This window comes from Amycolatopsis tolypomycina (assembly GCF_900105945.1).
Classification (GTDB): Bacteria; Actinomycetota; Actinomycetes; order Mycobacteriales; family Pseudonocardiaceae; genus Amycolatopsis; species Amycolatopsis tolypomycina.
The window spans coordinates 5,098,760-5,114,658 of record NZ_FNSO01000004.1 but is presented as its reverse complement, the minus strand read 5'-3'; the positions used below and the strand labels follow the sequence as shown (position 1 = coordinate 5,114,658).

Here is a 15,899-nt window from a genome sequence, read left to right as displayed (position 1 = left end):
ATTTCCGCCTTCCCGCGGTGCCGCAACGTGCCGGAAGGGTCGACACGCGTGATCAGAGGGTCGACACGCGTGATCCGGGGGACGACACGGCGTCAGCGCTGGGCGGTCGGCCGGACGATGATCTCGTTGACGTCGACGTCCTCCGGCTGCCCGAGCGCGTAGGCCACCGCCCCGGCGATCGCGTCCGCCGGGAGGGTGACCGCGCGGTAGGTGCGCATCGCTTCCCGGGCACCCGGTTCGGTGATCGTGTCCGCGAGTTCGGACTCGGTGACGCCGGGGGAGACGGTCGTCACGCGGATGCCCGGGTCGGCTTCGAGCCGCAGGCCTTCGGTGATCGCCCGGGCCGCGTACTTGGTGCCGCAGTAGACCGCGGCCGTCGGGACGACCTCGTGCGCGCCCGTGGAGGCGATCGTCACGAAGTGGCCGCCGCCCTGCCGGCGGAAGTGCGGGAGGACCGCCGCGATCGAGTGCAGCAGGCCGCGGACGTTGACGTCGATCATCCGGTCCCACTCGTCGACGTGCAGGGAGTCCAACCGCGACAACGGCATCACGCCGGCGTTGGCGACGAAGGCGTCGAGCCGTCCGTGCGCTTCGACGGCGGCGCCGGCGAACGCGGCGACGTTCGCGCGGTCGGTGACGTCGAGGCGGTGCACGTCGGCGGTCCCGCCGGCGTCGTGGATTTCCTTCGCCAGCGCGGTCAGCCGGTCTTCGCGGCGGGCGCCGAGCACGACGTGGTGGCCTTCGCGGGCCAGGCGCAGGGCGGTGGCGCGGCCGATGCCGCTGCTGGCTCCGGTGATGAGGACGGTCTTCACGGGGTTCCTTCCGGGAAGTCGGTGGCGAGGGTGGTTTCGCGCCAGGTGTCGAAGGTGGCGCGGAGGGTGTCGAGGCGGGCGGTGGCGATGTCGTAGGCGGCCCGGCCGAGGAGCAGGCGCAGTGGCGGTTCGTCGCTGCCGACGGCGGCGAGGATCGCTTCGGCCGCGCGGGCCGGGTCGCCCGGCTGCCGTCCGTACGTCGCGAGGGTCGCTTTGCGGCGGGCGCCCGCGGTCTCGGCGTAGTCGTCGATGCGGATCGCCGACTGCCGCATCGACGGGCCGGACCAGTGGGTGCGGAACGCGGCGGGCTCCACGATGGTCACCTTGATGCCCAGCGGCGCCACTTCCGCGGCCAGGGACTCCGAAAGTCCCTCCACGGCGAACTTCGTCGCGTGGTAGTAACCGGTGGCGCCGAAAGCCGCCAACCCGCCGAGGGACGACACCGTGACGATGTGGCCGCTGCGCCGCGCCCGCATGCCCGGCAGCACTGCCCTGGTGACGTCGGCGAGGCCGAACACGTTGGTGTCGAACAGCTTTCGGATCTCCTCGTCCTCGCCTTCCTCGACCGCGGCGAGGTAGCCGTAGCCGGCGTTGCCGACCAGGACGTCGATCCGGCCGAACGCCGTTTCGGCCCGCTTCACCGCGTCGACGACCTGGGCGTGGTCGGTGACGTCGAGCGGCAGGGCCGGCGCGCGGTCGCCGTGGGCCGCGACGAGGTCGGCGACCCGCGCCGGATCGCGGGCGGTGACAACAGCGCGCAGGCCGCGGTCGAGGACCGCTTCGGCCAGCGCGCGGCCGAGGCCGCTGGAGCAGCCGGTGATGAAAAATACCGGGTTTTCGGGCACGACGAAGTACTCCGTCCATTGTGGATGGATTCGAAAAAGAGGTTTTCAGGAGGCGGCGAGACTGCCCAGCAGGGCCAGCGCGGCTTCCGACGCGCTGCCCGGCTCGGCCTGGTAGACGATCAGCTGCTGGCCGGGAGCGCTGTTGACGGTCAGCGCCTCGTAGCTCAGCACCAGCTCGCCGACCAGCCGGTGGCAGAACCGTTTGGTCTCGTGGGTCTTCTGCCGGATGTCGTGGCGCGCCCACAGCCGGCGGAAGTCCGCGCTCTTGACCGACAGCTCGCCGACGGTGTCGATGAGCTGCGGGTCGTCGGGGTCGAGCCCGGCGGCCGCCCGCAGGCCGCCGACCGTGTTGACGGCCACGCGCTCCCAGTCCGGGTAGAACTCGCGGGCGTCCGGGTCGAGGAACACCAGGCGGACCAGGTCACCGCTGTGGGCGTGCCCGGCGAACAGCGCCTCGCCCAGCGCGTTGTGCGCGAGCACGTCGAGACACCGGCCCAGTACCACCGCGGGCGTCGACGGCCAGCCGTCCAGCAGGCGCAGCAGGTTCGGGCTGACCGCCTCCCGCCGCCGGGCGCGCCGACGGCGTTCCGGGGCCGGCCGGGCGAGCCGGTGCAGGTGGGCCGCGGCGTCGTCGTCCAGCGCCAGCCCGCGGGCGAGCGCGTCGACGACCTGCGCCGACGGGTTCCGCTCCCGGCCCTGCTCGAGCCGGATGTAGTAGTCGGTGCTGACGCCGGCCAGCACCGCCACCTCCTCGCGGCGCAGGCCAGCCACCCGGCGCGACCCGCCCGCGGGCAGGCCCAGCTCTTCCGGGCCCACCTGCTGACGGCGGGCCCGGAGGAACTCTCCGAGGGTGTTCTCCTTGACCACGTTCCCGAGGCTAGCCCGGATCCGGCGAGCGAGGGTGGCCGTGGCGCACCCACCCTCAGACCAGCCGGACGGGCCGCTCGTCGGCGTCCGGCCGCAGCAGCGTCGCCGTGGCGGTGCGCCCGTCGACGTCCAGCGTCATCACGGCGTTCCCGAAATGCGGCCCGGACACGCAGTGCCACGACAGCGGCGCGGGCCGGACGCCGGTGCGGCGCGCCAGCCACTCGCCGGCCCTGGTCAGCGGCCGCCACCAGCCGGCCCGGAACAGCCGGTTCATGTACCACGGCACGGTGTTGTGCACCGGCGAGCAGGTCAGCTGGTGGACCGGCGCCGCGGTCCCGCCGGGAAACTCGGCCTTGGCGACGTAGGCGTGGTGCACGTCGCCCGACAGCACGGTGACCGACGCCGGTCCGTCGTCGGCGACCCGGGCGACGAGCTTCGCCAGCCGCTCGAACGACGCGCGGAACGCCGGCCAGTGCTCCAGGTCCACCAGCTGCCGGAACCACTCGCTGACCCGCCCGACGAGCCCCGGCCGGGCGCAGAGCCGCTCGTTGACCGACTGCGCGGCCGACAGCGCGGTGGGCAGCAGCCACGGCAGCGACGTGCCGATCAGCAGGTGGTCGAACTCGCCCGACGCCTGCTCCTCGATCCAGCGGAACTCGGCCTCGCCGATCATCGACCGCTGCCCGTCCTCGAGGATCCGCCCGGCCCGCGAGTCGATCACCAGCAGCCGGACCGGGCCGAAGTCGCGCCGGTAGGACCACCGGGTGCCCTTGGCGCCGTCGGCCTCCCGGTCGGCCCGGTCGGCGAACTCGCGCAGCAGCTCGGCGTTGTCCGTGCCGGACTTGATCACCTGTTGGTAGACGTCGTCTTCGGCCAGCTCGGCCGTCCCCAGGTTGCCCAGGTGCTGGTAGACCCAGTACGAGACCAGCGCGCCGCGGATCCGCTCCGGCCACCAGGACGTCCGCGCCATCTTCTCGCGCCAGGCCTGCGAGGTGTTCCAGTCGTCGCGCACGTCGTGGTCGTCGAAGATCATCGACGTCGGCACGGTCGAGAGCAGCCAGCGCACCGCCGGATCGCACCACGCCTCGAAGTACAGGTGGCAGTACTCCTCGAAGTCGGCGACCTCGGTGCCGGGCGGCTGCTTGGTGTCACGCCGGGTGGCGAGCCACTCCTGCGTCGCGTCGGTGGTCTCGTCGGCGTAGACCTGATCGCCGAGCAGCAGCAGCGATTCCGGCCATTCGGCCTCGTCGAGGCCGGCGATCCGGTGGGCGTAGCCGGCGAGCGCGTCCGGGCCCAGCGCGTCCTCCTCCCGCGGCTTGCGGCAGGACCCGAACACCAGCCGGAACCGCGGGTCGCCGGGGGCCAGCGTCCGGATCCGGCTCGGCGGCAGCTCGCTGTCGGGCTCGGGCCAGACGACCTCGCCGTCGAGCTTGACTTCGTACGGCGTGCTCCGCCCGGGGGCCAGCCCGGTGAGCACGACCAGCGCGTAGTGGTGGCCGGCGACCTCGAACGTCCCGGCGGCGGCGTCGCCGACACGCACTTCGCACGGGCCGTCGGTCTCGACCCAGATCGTCGCCGAGGTCGCGTCGACGTGCCGCAGCAGCGGGCCCAGGAGCAGCTCGGTCATCCGGGAATCCTGTCAGAACCTCGCCGGTACGGCCGATCGGTGAAGCGTTCGAAAGTTCCCGAAAGGTTTCGATAATCGTTGACCGGCCGGGCCGCGCGACGAACCATCGTCCCAGCTGCGTTCCCGTCCCCGGAAAGGATTTCCTCGAGTGCGAAGAATCCTCACTGCCCTTTCCGCTGCCCTGCTGGCGATCGCCGCGTCGATCGTGCTGGTCGTGGCGGCGCAGCCGGCGTCCGCGGCCACGTTGACGCGGGTCACCGACTTCGGCAGCAACCCCAGCAACCTCAACATGTACACCTACGTCCCGGACCGCGTCGCCGCGCGCCCGGCGCTGCTGGTGGCCGTCCACTACTGCACCGGCTCGGCGTCGGCGATCTTCAACGGCTACGCCCGCGACTACGTCACCGCGGCCGACCAGTACGGGTACGTCATCGTGTTCCCGGAGGCCACCCGCAGCGGGCAGTGCTTCGACGTCTCCTCGCCGCAGGCCCTCACCCGCGGCGGCGGCAGCGACCCGGTCGGCATCCTCTCGATGGTCAACTGGGCCAAGCAGCGCTACAACGTCGACTCCTCCCGCGTGTACGTCACCGGGTTCTCCTCCGGCGCGATGATGACGAACGTGCTCGCCGCGGAGTACCCGGACGTGTTCGCCGCCGGCTCGGCGTTCATGGGCGTGCCGGCCGGGTGCTTCGCGACCACGGACGGGTCGAGCTGGAACAGCCAGTGCTCGGGTGGTCAGCTCGTCAAGACCGCGCAGCAGTGGGGCGACCAGGCACGCCAGATGAGCGGCGGGCGCACCGGCCCGTTCCCGCGGATGCAGCTGTGGCACGGCACGGCGGACGACACCCTGCGCTACCCGAACTTCGGCGAGGAGATCAAGCAGTGGACGAACCTGCACGGGCTCTCGCAGACGCCGTCGTCGAGTGACTCCCCGCAGTCGAGCTGGACGCGCACCCGCTACGGCGCGACCGGCACGCAGGCGCCGGTCGAGGGCATCAGCGTCCAGGGTGCCGGGCATTCGCTGCCGCAGAACGGGATGATCGCGTACGCGATCGCGTTCCTCGGCCTGAACAGCGGTGGTACCACGACGACGACGCCCACGTCGTCCACGCCGCCCACCGGCGGCACGCTGGGCAGCGCGGCGGCGCGGACCGGGCGCTACTTCGGGACGGCGGTCTCGGCGAGCAAGCTGTCGGACAGCGTGTACACCGGGATCCTGAGCCGCGAGTTCTCCATGATCACCGCGGAGAACGAGATGAAGATCGACGCGACCGAGCCGTCGCAGAACCAGTTCTCGTACGCCAACGCGGACCGGATCGTGAACCAGGCGACGAGCCAGGGCGCCCGGCTGCGCGGGCACACGCTGGCCTGGCACCAGCAGCAGCCGGGCTGGATGCAGGGCATGGAGGGCACGGCGCTGCGGCAGGCGATGCTCAACCACGTCACCCAGGTCGCCACGCACTACCGAGGCAAGATCTACGCGTGGGACGTGGTGAACGAGGCCTTTGAGGACGGCGGTTCCGGCGCCCGGCGCAATTCCAACCTGCAGCGCACGGGCAACGACTGGATCGAGGCGGCGTTCACCGCGGCGCGCGCGGCCGACCCGGGCGCGAAGCTGTGCTACAACGACTACAACACCGACGACTGGACTCACGCGAAGACGCAGGCCGTGTACCGGATGGTGCAGGACTTCAAGGCCCGCGGCGTGCCGATCGACTGCGTCGGGTTCCAGTCGCACTTCAACCCCAACAGCCCGGTGCCGTCGAACTACCAGACCACGCTGCAGAACTTCGCGAACCTGGGCGTGGACGTGCAGATCACCGAGCTGGACATCGAGGGCTCGGGGACGGCCCAGGCGAACAACTTCCGCACGGTGACGTCCGCGTGCCTCGCGGTCTCGCGCTGCACCGGAATCACGGTGTGGGGCATCCGCGACACGGATTCGTGGCGGGCGTCGGGAACACCGTTGCTGTTCGACGGCAACGGCCAGAAGAAGGCGGCGTACACGGCGACCCTCGAGGCGCTGAACGGCGACCCGGCTCCGCCGACTTCTTCCACCGTGCCCACTTCACCCGGCGGCTGTGCGGCGGCGTACGTCAAGACGGCGGAGTGGAACGTCGGGTTCAACGGCCAGGTGACGGTGACGGGCACGAACAACTGGGTGCTGACGATCACGTTCCAGGCACCGCAGAAGGTGATCGGCAGCTGGAACTACACGGGAACGTGGGACAGCACGGGCTACGTCCTGACGGCAAGGCCCAACGGCAGCGGCAACGTCATCGGCTTCACGGTCCAGCACGGCGGCAACCTGACACCGCCCACGGTGACCTGCGCGAGTGGGTAGTGGTCGTGATCACAGGGTTCGAGGCGCTGCGAAAACTGTCGGTGGTGACGGATAGCCTCAGCGCATGAAAACGGACGACGCAGCAGTCCCGGCGCACCAGCTCACCAAGGGCCAGTGGTTCTGGCACGAGCCGGCGCCGGGGCTGCCCGCGTGGCAGCTGCAGGTGAACTCCGCCGAGCTGCTGGAGGATTCGGTGGAGATCTTCACAACGGACGAGGAGCGGGAGCTGGTTTCTTACCCGCGGAACCGGTTGGTGCGGTTGGCCGACGTGGCTTGAGGGAGGGAACTGGGGGTGTGGAGGGGAAACACCCGCTGGCACGCATGAAGCGCGCGCCGGCGGTTGTGGGGTGAGCCGGCAATCGGTTGGCGGAGCCGATCGCCGCTTTCGCCGGGTCGGCTTGGCAGTGGCCTGGGAGGGCCGGGCCGCGGGCGCGCCTTTGTGTGGCCGGGTCGGCGGGCGCCGTGTGACTGGGTCGTCGGGTGCAGTGCGGCCGGGGTTGGCAGGCGCGATGCTGTGCGTCGGCGGGCGTCGCGCGACCGGATCGGTAGGCGCGGTGTAACCGGGCTGGCGGGCGCCGCGCGGCCGGCTCGGTAAGCGCCGCGTGGCCCGGGTTGGCGGGCGCGTCGTGACCGGGCCGGCGGGCGCAGGCGCCTGCGTGCAGTGTCGTGCGTGCCGTGCCTAACCTGCGTTGCGGAGAGCCGGTGGGCGCCAGGTCATGCGGACCGTGGTTCCCTTGGCGTCCGAGTCGATGTCGGACTGGTCCGTCACCTGGTCGATCAACAGCAGGCCGCGGCCTCCCGAAGTGCGCAGTCCCGCCACGCGGGGGCGGGTCGCCGGGATTCCGCAGCCGGTGTCCGTCACCGTCACCGTGATCGCGTCATCCGCCCGGCGGGCCTGCAAGCGGGCCCAGCCGTGGCCGTCCGGGTAGGCGTGTGCCGCCACGTTGGCCAGTGCTTCGTACGTCGCCAGCGTGATGTCGTGCGTGCTGTCCGGGTCGAGCGAAAACTCGCCCAGCCAGTGGATCAGCTTGCGGCGCAGGCCGGCCATCTCGTTGGGCAGGGCCGGCGCCAGCTCTTCGAAGGTCGAGGCGACCACGGCTCCGGCGGCGAAGCGCTCCGGGGCCGTGGTCCCGGCTTGGTCGGCGTCGGTGCTCTCGCCCGTATCGACGCCAGTTTCCGGGGTATGTCGATACACGATTCGCTCCCATCGTTCAGCCGCGGTTCCCCCGTTTCAGCGGGCTTCTCTGGTGGACTACCCACCGCCACGGAGTCTTACCCGTTGTGCTTCGTGAGATGTGTCGCTACAGTGGAGACGCTCCTCGCGGATGCCGGCCCCTCGGCCGCCCGGAGGCAGCTCCCCGGATCCAGGCCACTCGGCCTCTTTCCTTTTCCCGGCCTCGCCGTCCGTGCGCAGGCCCCCTCACCACACCAGGAGACACCCATGTCTTTTCACGGAATTCTCGACCTGTCCGGCAAAACCGCGTTCGCCCGGCCCGGTTACCGACCGGCGCCCGACGACGTCGCCGTCCCGCTTGCCCTGGTCCGCAAGCACAACCTGCGGCCCGGCGACGAAATCACCGGCATCGCCGACAAGATCACCAGCGTCAACGGTGCCGACCCGGACGAACCGCGCCCGCGGTTCGCCGACCTCGTCCCGGTGCACCCGGACCGGCGGCTGCTGCTCGAAACCACGCCGACGCGGCTGCTGCCCCGCGTCATCGACCTCGTCACCCCGCTGGGCCGGGGGCAGCGCGCGCTGGTCGTCTCGCCGCCCAAAGCGGGGAAAACCACTGTGCTGCAGGAAATCGGCCACGGGCTGTCGGTCAACCACCCCGACTGCCGGCTGCTGGTGCTGCTCGCCGACGAGCGTCCGGAAGAGGTCACCGAGCTGAGCCGGACCGTGCGCGGCGAGGTGATCGCGTCCACTTTCGACCGTCCGCCCGCGGAACACGTTGCGGTGGCGGAACTCACGGTCGAGCGCGCGAAACGCTTGGTGGAGCGCGGCGAAGACGTCGTGCTGCTGCTCGACTCGCTCACCCGGCTCGGCCGCGCGTACAACCTTTCGGCGCGCCAGTCCGGCCGGACGCTGTCCGGCGGCGTCGACGCGGCCGCGTTGCAGCCGATGAAACGGATCCTCGGCGCGGCAAGGAACGTCGAAGGCGGCGGTTCGCTCACGATCATCGCGACGGCCCTGGTGGAGACGGGTTCGCTCGCCGACACGGTGTTCTTCGAGGAGCTGAAGAGTACCGGCAACGCCGAACTCAAGCTCGACCGCAAGGCGGCCGAGCGCCGCATCTTCCCGGCGGTCGACGTGGTGGCCTCCGGCACCCGCCGCGAAGAACTCCTGGTCACGCCGGGCGAACTGGCGGCCATGCGCGAAGTCCGGCGGGCGCTGCCGGGACCGAACGCGATCGAGCAGCTGCTGGAGCAGCTCCGCAAGACCGGCTCCAACGCCGAGTTCCTGCTCCGCGTGACGGGCGCGGCAGCGCTGCCGGAAGCGGCCTAGTCGTTGCGCCGCTCCCGCAGCTCACCGATCACTTTCGCGCCGGCACCGCGAGCCTCTTCGGGACTGTCCGGCGGTTCCCCCTCACCGGCGCGGTAGAGCGGGTCTTCGGCGCGCCCGGGATCGGGAGTGCCGGGCCCGCGCGATCTCGGGCTGCTGTTCGTTCGGCTGCGACATGCCCCTGAGGTACCCGGCGCGCGAGCGATCACTCATCGCGGCGGCTGGTAGGGCGTCGAACGCGGATAGGACGGGCGTTCGGGCCCCCGGTTCAGGGCGGCAACGAGAAAGCCGAACCCGACAACGGCGACAACGAGCGCCGCAGCCCCGGGCGCAACCACCCACCACCCGAACCCGCAGGCGGCAACCAGCCAGCCCGCAACGAGGGTCCGCTTGGCGGTGACCGGATAGGCCTTCGGCAGCTCCCGGACGGCCACGGCGCCGAGCACGAGCAGCCCGGCGAGGATGGCGAGCAGCACGGTCAGGTACACGGGATGTCCTCCTTCGGGAGTCGGGCATCAGGTGGGTGATTACCCGCGTGGGCGAGGGACAAGCCGTGGTGTCGGGCACACCGCCGGGGAGGCGGAGGCAGGCTCCGGACGGGCAGGGCACGACCCGGCAGAGCGAGGTCGCGGGCCGACGGCCGGTGGCGGGATGCGCTCGGCTGGAGCGGTGATCGGCGCGCCATGGCAGCCGGCGGGGCCTGGGAAGCCCGCGAGAAGGCCCCGACCGGCAGCCGGGGCTTCTGCCCTGCCTCGGGCTGCAGCCAGGCAGCCGGCGTGCAGGCGGCCCTTACGGCCGGGCTGCGGCGCGGCAGCCGCCCACCGCGTCTGGCTCAGCGGGTGCGGACCTGCGGAAACCGGGGCACAGTAACCTCCATGACCCTTCCGCCCGCTCGGCCCGCGACCGCCACCGCCCGGCCACGCCGGGTCTGGCTGCGGATGTTCCTCACCGGTGCCCTCCTGTGGGTGCTCGCCGTTGTCGTCACCTTCGTCACCGGCAACCCCAACCTCGTGCCCACCGTTGTGCTGCTCGGGAGCTTTCTCGTGCCCGTCACCTTCGTCGCCTGGGCGTTCGGGCGGCGGCGGAGCGGGGAAGTCACCTCCGAACTGCTCTTCAGCACCTTCGTCGCCGGTGGGGTGCTCGGTGTGCTTGCCGCCTCGCTGCTCGAGTCCTACCTGCTGCACCCCTCCGCTTGGCTCTTCGCCGGGGTCGGGCTGATCGAAGAAGCCGTCAAGCTCGCCGTGCTGGCCGTGCTCACGCGGCACCTTCGGGTCAAGTTCGCCACCGACGGGCTCGTGCTCGGCGCCACCGTCGGGTTCGGGTTCGCCGCCTTCGAATCCGCCGGCTACGCCTTCACCGCGCTGTTCACCGAACGCGGGCTCTCGCTCATGGACCTCGTCCAGACCGAGCTGCTCCGCGGCGTGCTCGCCCCCGTCGGCCACGGCCTGTGGACCGCGATCCTCGGCGGCGTGCTCTTCTCCGCCAGTGACCACCGCCACTTCGCCCTGACGCTCCGCCTGCTCCTCAGCTACCTCGGTGTCGCCCTCCTCCACGCGCTCTGGGACGCCATGCACGGCATCGCCCTCGTGCTCACCCTGCTGCTCACCGGCACGCCGTGGCAGTACGTGCAGCTGGAACAGGGCTACCAGCCGCAGCCCACCGCGCTGCAGGCCGACGTCTTCACCGTGCTCTCCTGGGGTGGCCTCGCCCTGGTGTCGGTGATCGGCGTCGGCTGGCTGCTCGCCGTGCGGGCCCGGGCCCGGCGCGGTGAGCGGCAGGCGGCCGTGCTGTGGCGGATCCCCGCCGGACGGCCGCCGCGCTGACCCCTCACGTGCCGCGGCCGGTCGCCTTCTGCAGGGCGTCGATCCGCTCGGACGCCTGCGCCTTCGTCAGGTCGTCCGGCACCTCCTCGCCGGCTTCCTGCGCCAGCGTCTGCAGGTACGACTTCTGCGGCCCGGTCATCGGCTCGTCGCCGGTGGTCCAGTCGCTCGGGTCCTTCTCGGGGTTCGGCTCCACCTGGTCGGTCATGTCAGCTCCCATCGAACGTTTGTTCGTTTGCGGTCGACTGTAGCGCGGGGGTCCGACAAAATCCGGTCACGCACCGGCGGAGGGTGTGCTCGGGGCGCCCGCCTCGTGGCCCGGTCGCCCGTGCGTCCGGCGGTCGTCCTTCATCTGCTGTTCGTGCAGGTGGCGGCGCCCTCTGGTGAGCGAAGCAAGCAGCTCGCGCTCGAGGTCGCGGCACGCCTTGTAGTAGCCGTCGTCGTACTCCTCGACGACCTGAAAAGTCCACCGATCGGGTAATACGTTGAGCCCGATGAGCTCTTCGGAGATCCGCCGCGCCCAGTCGCCGTGGCCGGCCTTCTCGAGCTGCGTCACGGCCTCGCCGAGGGCCAGGTCCGCGCTCCCGGTCAGCTGGTGGAAGGAGTAGAGGTGGCCACGGGCGCGCTCGATCGTCTCGAGCGCCTCGGTCACCTTGCCGACGGCTTCGACGGTGGCGGCGTCAGGGGTCTCGTTCATGTGCGAAAAGTGCCCCGTTCCGCGATTTCTACACCTCGCGGAACGGGACACCGGGCCCGGAAACTCACGCCGTGGGGCGCGTGGCTCCCGCGTACTCGCTCATCAGCGGCGAGATCTTGACGACGTCGCCGCTCGTCGGCGCGTGCACCATCTTGCCGTCGCCGATGTACATCCCGATGTGGGACACGGGGGAGTAGTAGGCGACCAGGTCGCCGGGCTGCAGCTGGCTGCGCGACACCGGGGTGCCGAACCCGGCCTGCGCCGCGGAGTTCCGCGGCAGGGTGATGCCGGCCTGCTTGTACGCCCACTGCATCAGGCCGGAGCAGTCGAACGTGCTCGGCCCGGTGGCGCCCCAGACGTAGGCGCTGCCGAGCTTGCTCAGCGCCGCGTTGACCGCGGCCTGCGCGGCGGCGGTGGGCGCCTTGACGTTCGGCGCCGCCCCGCCGGTGTCCTTCTGGGCGGCCCGGTCGGCGTTGCTGAGGCTCCGGCTCTGGGCCTCGATCTGGTCGATCTGGCCCTGCAGGTCCTTCTTCTTGGCTTCGATGTCCGACGCCAGCTTCGCCGCCGCGTCCCGGGCGTCCTGCGCCCGCTTCGCCGCGTCGGCGGCCGTGCGCTCGGCTGCCTCGGCCTTGGCCGCCGCGTCGCTGAGGTTGTCCATCGCGGCGTTCTTGTCGGTCGCGATGACTTCCAGGGCCGCGGACCGGTCCAGGAAGTCCTGAGTGGACGTTCCGGCCAGCAGCGCCGACAGCTTGTTCATCTGGACGCCGCTGGTGAACGACGCGCCGGCGAACTTGTCCACTTCGGACTGGTACTTCTGCTTGGCTTCGACGGCCTGGGCGCCGGCGTTCTTCGCGGCGTCGACGTCGGCGTTGGCCTTGTCGAGCTGGCCTTGCTTCGCGGTCAGGTCGGCCTGGGCCGCGAGCAGGTCTTCGTTGAGCTTTTCCGCCTGCGCCGCGAGGTCGCGGTACTTGGCGAGGGCGTCGGAGCCGGTGGGCGGCGCCTGGAGGACGGGGACGGGGGCGGCGGTGGCCGGCTGGGCCATGGTGACGACGGTGATCACCGAGGCCGCGGCGAGGGCACCTGACACCACGCGCTTCACGGGATGCGAACGCATTCTCGCGCGGGTCTCCTTTGCTGATCGGCCGCCGGACGGGTACCGGGACGGCGAGTCGGGGGCCTCGCCCGTGCCCAGGGCGCGCTCGACCGCAACAGGGAGAGCCCGCGGTGGGGTCCGGTACCCGGCAGGGGGTGTCGGCGGCGATCTCGCGTCGCCGTCTTGGGGACGACCGGGGGCCGCGAGATCTCGAACAGGTTACGAAACGAGCACGGGGGGAGTCCAGTCGGGGGTGCCGGAAACTCTGCGTGACGATCGACAACACGGCTGGACCAGTGCAAACGCACTCGGATGTGGCTGGGATTACACGTAGTCACGCGGGATTGAGGGCGGATTCGGCGTGTCTGGAGGCGGATCTCGCGTGATTGGGGGCGGATTCGGCGTGTCTGGAGGCGGATCTCGCGTGATTGGAGGGACGACACCCGTGATTGGAGGGACGACACCCGTGATTGGAGGGGCGACACGCGTGATTGGAGGGGCGACACGGCGTCCGTTGTGGACCTTTGCCGTGTCCGGTTGTGTCCAAGCCGGGGGAAACCGGTTTGTACGTCCCTTGTATCCGGTTGCTTGATCCTCATGGCCGTTGGAACTGACGAACCATGGAGGACAAGGATGTTCACGAAGGCCGCCGTACTCACGGCGCTCACCGCCGCGACGTTCGCCGTGGCCGCACCGGCTCAGGCCGAGACTGCGGCCACGACGGTTCTGCCGGGCGCGAACATGGAAGCCGTGCTGAAGGCGGCCCAGATCGACCCGCGCCGGGCCGACAGCACCCAGACCCCGGGTGCGCACGACAGCGTCCTGCTCGTCGAGCAGGCGCTGCAGGCGAAGGGCCTGCTCGACAGCCAGTACGTCGACGGCTACTTCGGCACCACCACGATCTCGGCGTACTCGCAGTACCAGAAGTCGCTGGGCTACACCGGTCTCGACGCTTCCGGCCTGCCGGGCAAGACCTCGCTGGAGAAGCTGGGCGAAGGCCGCTACACGGTCACGAACCCGGTCTCCGCCGGCAGCCAGGTGACTTACCACAGCAAGACCCTCAACACCCGCACCAAGGCGATGCTCGTCGAGGCGGAGCGGCTCTACGGCGCGCAGGTGACCCTCACCCAGGGCTCGTACAACGCGGGCGGCGTCGACGCTTCGGCAGGCACCCACGACGGCGGCGGCGCGATGGACATCTCGGTCCTGAACATCTCCTCGGCGAACCGGACGAAGCTGCTGACCGCGCTGCGCAAGGTCGGGTTCGCGGCCTGGCTGCGCACGCCGGCGCAGGGCTTCGACTACCACATCCACGCGATGGCGGTCTCCGACCCGGACCTGTCCTCGGGGGCGCAGCACCAGACCGGTGACTACTACCTGGGCATGAACGGCCTCGCCGGCCGCGGCGCCGACGACGGCCCCCAGGTCACCAAGGTCACCTGGGAGGAGTACCAGCGCAGCTGACGCCGGGGGTGCGCCCGGCCGTGGTGGCACGGCCGGGCGCACCGGTGGTTTGATCGAAGGACCGACGACCTTGGGGGTACTTCGATGCCGCAGAAGGCATTCCGGTTCGGTGTGGTCGCGGGCGCGACCGAGGGCGGCGCGCAGTGGCTCGCCACCGCCCGCCGGGCCGAAGAGCTCGGCTATTCGACGCTGCTGTGCCCGGACAACCTGAACATGCCGTCGCCGACGGCGGCCCTCGCGGCGGCCGCCGCGGCGACGACCGAGCTGCGCGTCGGCTCGTTCGTGCTGGCCAGCCCGCTGCGCACCGCGCGGGCGGCGGCCTGGGAGGCGCACAGCCTGACCGTCGTCACCGGTGGCCGGTTCGAGCTCGGCCTCGGCACCGGACGGCCGGAAATGCGGCAGCAGGCCGAAGAACTCGGGCTGCCCTACGGCTCGGGCCAGGACCGCCTGGACTCGGTTTCCGAGACGGTCGACCACGTGCGAAGGCTCGACGGCGACGCGCACACGCCGGTGATGATCGCCGCGGGCGGGCCGAAGGCGCGCCGCCTCGCCGGGTTGAAGGCCGACATCATCGCGCTGGCGGGCAGTCCGCTGACGACCCGCGAGGAAACCGCCGAGTACGTCGGGGAGATCCAGGACGCCGCCGGTGCTCGCGACGTCGAGCTGGCCATGAACATCCTGGTCGTCGGCGAGGAGATGCCGCCGTGGATGCGCGGCTTCTTCGGTGTCGACGCCGAGACCCTCGTCGAGCACGACTCCCTGGCCATGCTCCGCGGCAATGCCGACGACATGGCGGCGGAGCTCCAGCGGCGGCGGGACGAACTCGGCGTGTCCTACATCAGCGTCAACGGCGCGTTTCTCGAGGACTTCGCCCCGGTGGTGGCGCTGCTGTCGGGGAAGTGAGCGTCGCCGGGTCGGTGTTGGCCCCGCAGAGCAGGACGGCGACCCGCTCGCCCGGCGCGGGCCGGTAGGCGCCGGAGCGCAGCGCGGCGAACGCCGTCGCGCCACCGGGTTCGACGGCGAGGCGGTAGTGGTCCCACAACGCAGCCCTGGCCTCGACGATCGCGGTGTCGTCCACCAGCACCGACCCCGCGTCCGTGCGGGTGGCGACCGCGAAGGCGATGTCGCCGAGCCGGGTCGCGCCGAGGGAGTCGGCGGCGACGCCCGAGACGTCGACCGCGACCGGCTCGCCGGCGGCCAGCGCCGCGTGCAGCGTCGGGATCGTGCGCGGCTCGACGCCGACCACGCGCGCCCGGCCTTCGACCGCGGCGGCGACCCCGGCCAGCAACCCGCCCCCGCCGACCGCGACGAGGATCGTGTCCAGGTCGCCGGCCTGCGCCAGCAGTTCCAGGCCGAGCGTGCCCTGCCCGGCGCAGATGTCCGGCTGGTCGTAGGCGTGGCAGAAGAGCTCGCCGGTGTCCGCGGCGTGCTTCACGGCCGCGTCGTAGGCGTCGGCGTACTTCTCGCCGACCAGCTCCACCGCCGCGCCGAGCTGCCGCAGCTTCGCGACCTTCACCGCGGGCGCGGTCGCCGGGACGTACACCCGGGCCGGCAGGCCGAATTCGCGGGCGGCGTAGGCGACGGCGAGACCGGCGTTGCCGCCCGAAGCGGCCACCACGCCGGTCTGCTCGCCCGAGGCGATGATCCGGTTGAACGCGCCCCTGGCCTTGAACGATCCCGTGTGCTGCAGGTGTTCCAGCTTGAACCACACGCCCTCGTCCGCGGCGAGCACCGGCGTCCGGCGGACCCGGCCCTCGATGCGCGCGGCCGCCCGTTCGACATCCGCAGTGCTGATCATGTCCCCAGCATGCGCGGGGTCGGCCGTAA

Annotated in this window: 16 protein-coding genes; 6 read left to right on the top strand and 10 right to left on the bottom strand. The window is 71.3% G+C overall.

Annotated elements, in window-relative coordinates; genetic code table 11:
• Positions 1-92: 92 nt before the first annotated feature.
• The 4 genes from BLW76_RS32895 to BLW76_RS32880 are packed head-to-tail and all read right to left on the bottom strand — an operon-like array spanning position 93 to position 4,151.
• Positions 93-812 (bottom strand): SDR family oxidoreductase, encoded by a 720-nt coding sequence (locus tag BLW76_RS32895; RefSeq protein ID WP_091314780.1) that lies wholly within the window; start codon positions 810-812, stop codon positions 93-95.
• Positions 809-1,657, bottom strand: coding sequence for an oxidoreductase (locus BLW76_RS32890; RefSeq protein ID WP_091314779.1), 849 nt, complete (start codon positions 1,655-1,657; stop codon positions 809-811). Before BLW76_RS32890 ends, BLW76_RS32895 begins: the two co-directional genes overlap by 4 nt.
• Before the next feature lie 45 nt (positions 1,658-1,702).
• Positions 1,703-2,524, bottom strand: coding sequence for a helix-turn-helix transcriptional regulator (locus tag BLW76_RS32885; protein WP_091314777.1), 822 nt, complete (start codon positions 2,522-2,524; stop codon positions 1,703-1,705).
• Positions 2,525-2,579: 55 nt separating this feature from the next.
• Positions 2,580-4,151: an alkaline phosphatase D family protein gene (locus tag BLW76_RS32880; protein WP_091314774.1), complete on the bottom strand. Its 1,572-nt coding sequence runs from the start codon at positions 4,149-4,151 to the stop codon at positions 2,580-2,582.
• 148 nt (positions 4,152-4,299) lie between these two features.
• Between BLW76_RS32880 and BLW76_RS50565 the strand changes: the two genes are divergently transcribed.
• Positions 4,300-6,495, top strand: a complete 2,196-nt coding sequence (locus BLW76_RS50565) for an extracellular catalytic domain type 1 short-chain-length polyhydroxyalkanoate depolymerase (RefSeq protein ID WP_091314771.1) — start codon at positions 4,300-4,302, stop codon at positions 6,493-6,495.
• A 64-nt stretch (positions 6,496-6,559) separates the two neighbouring features.
• On the top strand, positions 6,560-6,772 hold the full coding sequence (locus BLW76_RS32870; RefSeq protein WP_091314768.1) for a hypothetical protein: 213 nt from the start codon (positions 6,560-6,562) through the stop codon (positions 6,770-6,772).
• A 402-nt stretch (positions 6,773-7,174) separates the two neighbouring features.
• Here BLW76_RS32870 and BLW76_RS32865 read toward each other — a convergent pair whose 3' ends face one another.
• Positions 7,175-7,690 carry an ATP-binding protein gene (locus BLW76_RS32865; RefSeq protein WP_244170433.1) on the bottom strand — a complete coding sequence of 172 codons (516 nt, stop codon included), beginning with the start codon at positions 7,688-7,690 and terminating at the stop codon, positions 7,175-7,177.
• Positions 7,691-7,936: 246 nt separating this feature from the next.
• Between BLW76_RS32865 and rho the strand changes: the two genes are divergently transcribed.
• Positions 7,937-9,001: a transcription termination factor Rho gene (gene rho, locus BLW76_RS32860; protein WP_091314764.1), complete on the top strand. Its 1,065-nt coding sequence runs from the start codon at positions 7,937-7,939 to the stop codon at positions 8,999-9,001.
• Between the two features lie 206 nt (positions 9,002-9,207).
• On the opposite strand, the gene BLW76_RS32855 is transcribed toward rho, so the two are convergent.
• Positions 9,208-9,486 (bottom strand): hypothetical protein, encoded by a 279-nt coding sequence (locus BLW76_RS32855; RefSeq protein ID WP_091314762.1) that lies wholly within the window; start codon positions 9,484-9,486, stop codon positions 9,208-9,210.
• Between the two features lie 387 nt (positions 9,487-9,873).
• Here BLW76_RS32855 and BLW76_RS32850 point away from each other — a divergent pair, with 387 nt between their 5' ends.
• The gene (locus BLW76_RS32850) at positions 9,874-10,821 is read left to right on the top strand and encodes a PrsW family intramembrane metalloprotease (protein ID WP_091314760.1); all 948 of its coding nucleotides are present in this window, start codon (positions 9,874-9,876) and stop codon (positions 10,819-10,821) included.
• A gap of 4 nt (positions 10,822-10,825) precedes the next feature.
• Here BLW76_RS32850 and BLW76_RS32845 read toward each other — a convergent pair whose 3' ends face one another.
• The 3 genes from BLW76_RS32845 to BLW76_RS32835 all read right to left on the bottom strand — a co-directional run bounded on the left by BLW76_RS32845 (position 10,826) and on the right by BLW76_RS32835 (position 12,629).
• Complete coding sequence (locus BLW76_RS32845; RefSeq protein ID WP_091314757.1) at positions 10,826-11,026, bottom strand: DUF3072 domain-containing protein; 201 nt, start codon at positions 11,024-11,026, stop codon at positions 10,826-10,828.
• A gap of 66 nt (positions 11,027-11,092) precedes the next feature.
• Positions 11,093-11,515 (bottom strand): hypothetical protein, encoded by a 423-nt coding sequence (locus BLW76_RS32840; RefSeq protein WP_091314756.1) that lies wholly within the window; start codon positions 11,513-11,515, stop codon positions 11,093-11,095.
• Between the two features lie 64 nt (positions 11,516-11,579).
• A complete protein-coding gene (locus tag BLW76_RS32835; RefSeq protein ID WP_091314753.1) occupies positions 11,580-12,629 on the bottom strand; it encodes a C40 family peptidase in 1,050 nt (349 codons plus the stop codon).
• 612 nt (positions 12,630-13,241) lie between these two features.
• Between BLW76_RS32835 and BLW76_RS32830 the strand changes: the two genes are divergently transcribed.
• Together BLW76_RS32830 and BLW76_RS32825 are read left to right on the top strand one after the other, a co-directional pair.
• Complete coding sequence (locus BLW76_RS32830) at positions 13,242-14,072, top strand: peptidoglycan-binding domain-containing protein (protein WP_091314752.1); 831 nt, start codon at positions 13,242-13,244, stop codon at positions 14,070-14,072.
• Positions 14,073-14,156: 84 nt separating this feature from the next.
• Positions 14,157-14,975: an LLM class flavin-dependent oxidoreductase gene (locus tag BLW76_RS32825; protein WP_091314749.1), complete on the top strand. Its 819-nt coding sequence runs from the start codon at positions 14,157-14,159 to the stop codon at positions 14,973-14,975.
• On the opposite strand, the gene BLW76_RS32820 is transcribed toward BLW76_RS32825, so the two are convergent.
• Positions 14,917-15,870, bottom strand: a complete 954-nt coding sequence (locus BLW76_RS32820; protein ID WP_091314747.1) for a threonine/serine dehydratase — start codon at positions 15,868-15,870, stop codon at positions 14,917-14,919. The two genes, BLW76_RS32825 and BLW76_RS32820, sit on opposite strands and share 59 nt — an antisense overlap.
• Positions 15,871-15,899 lie beyond the last annotated feature (29 nt).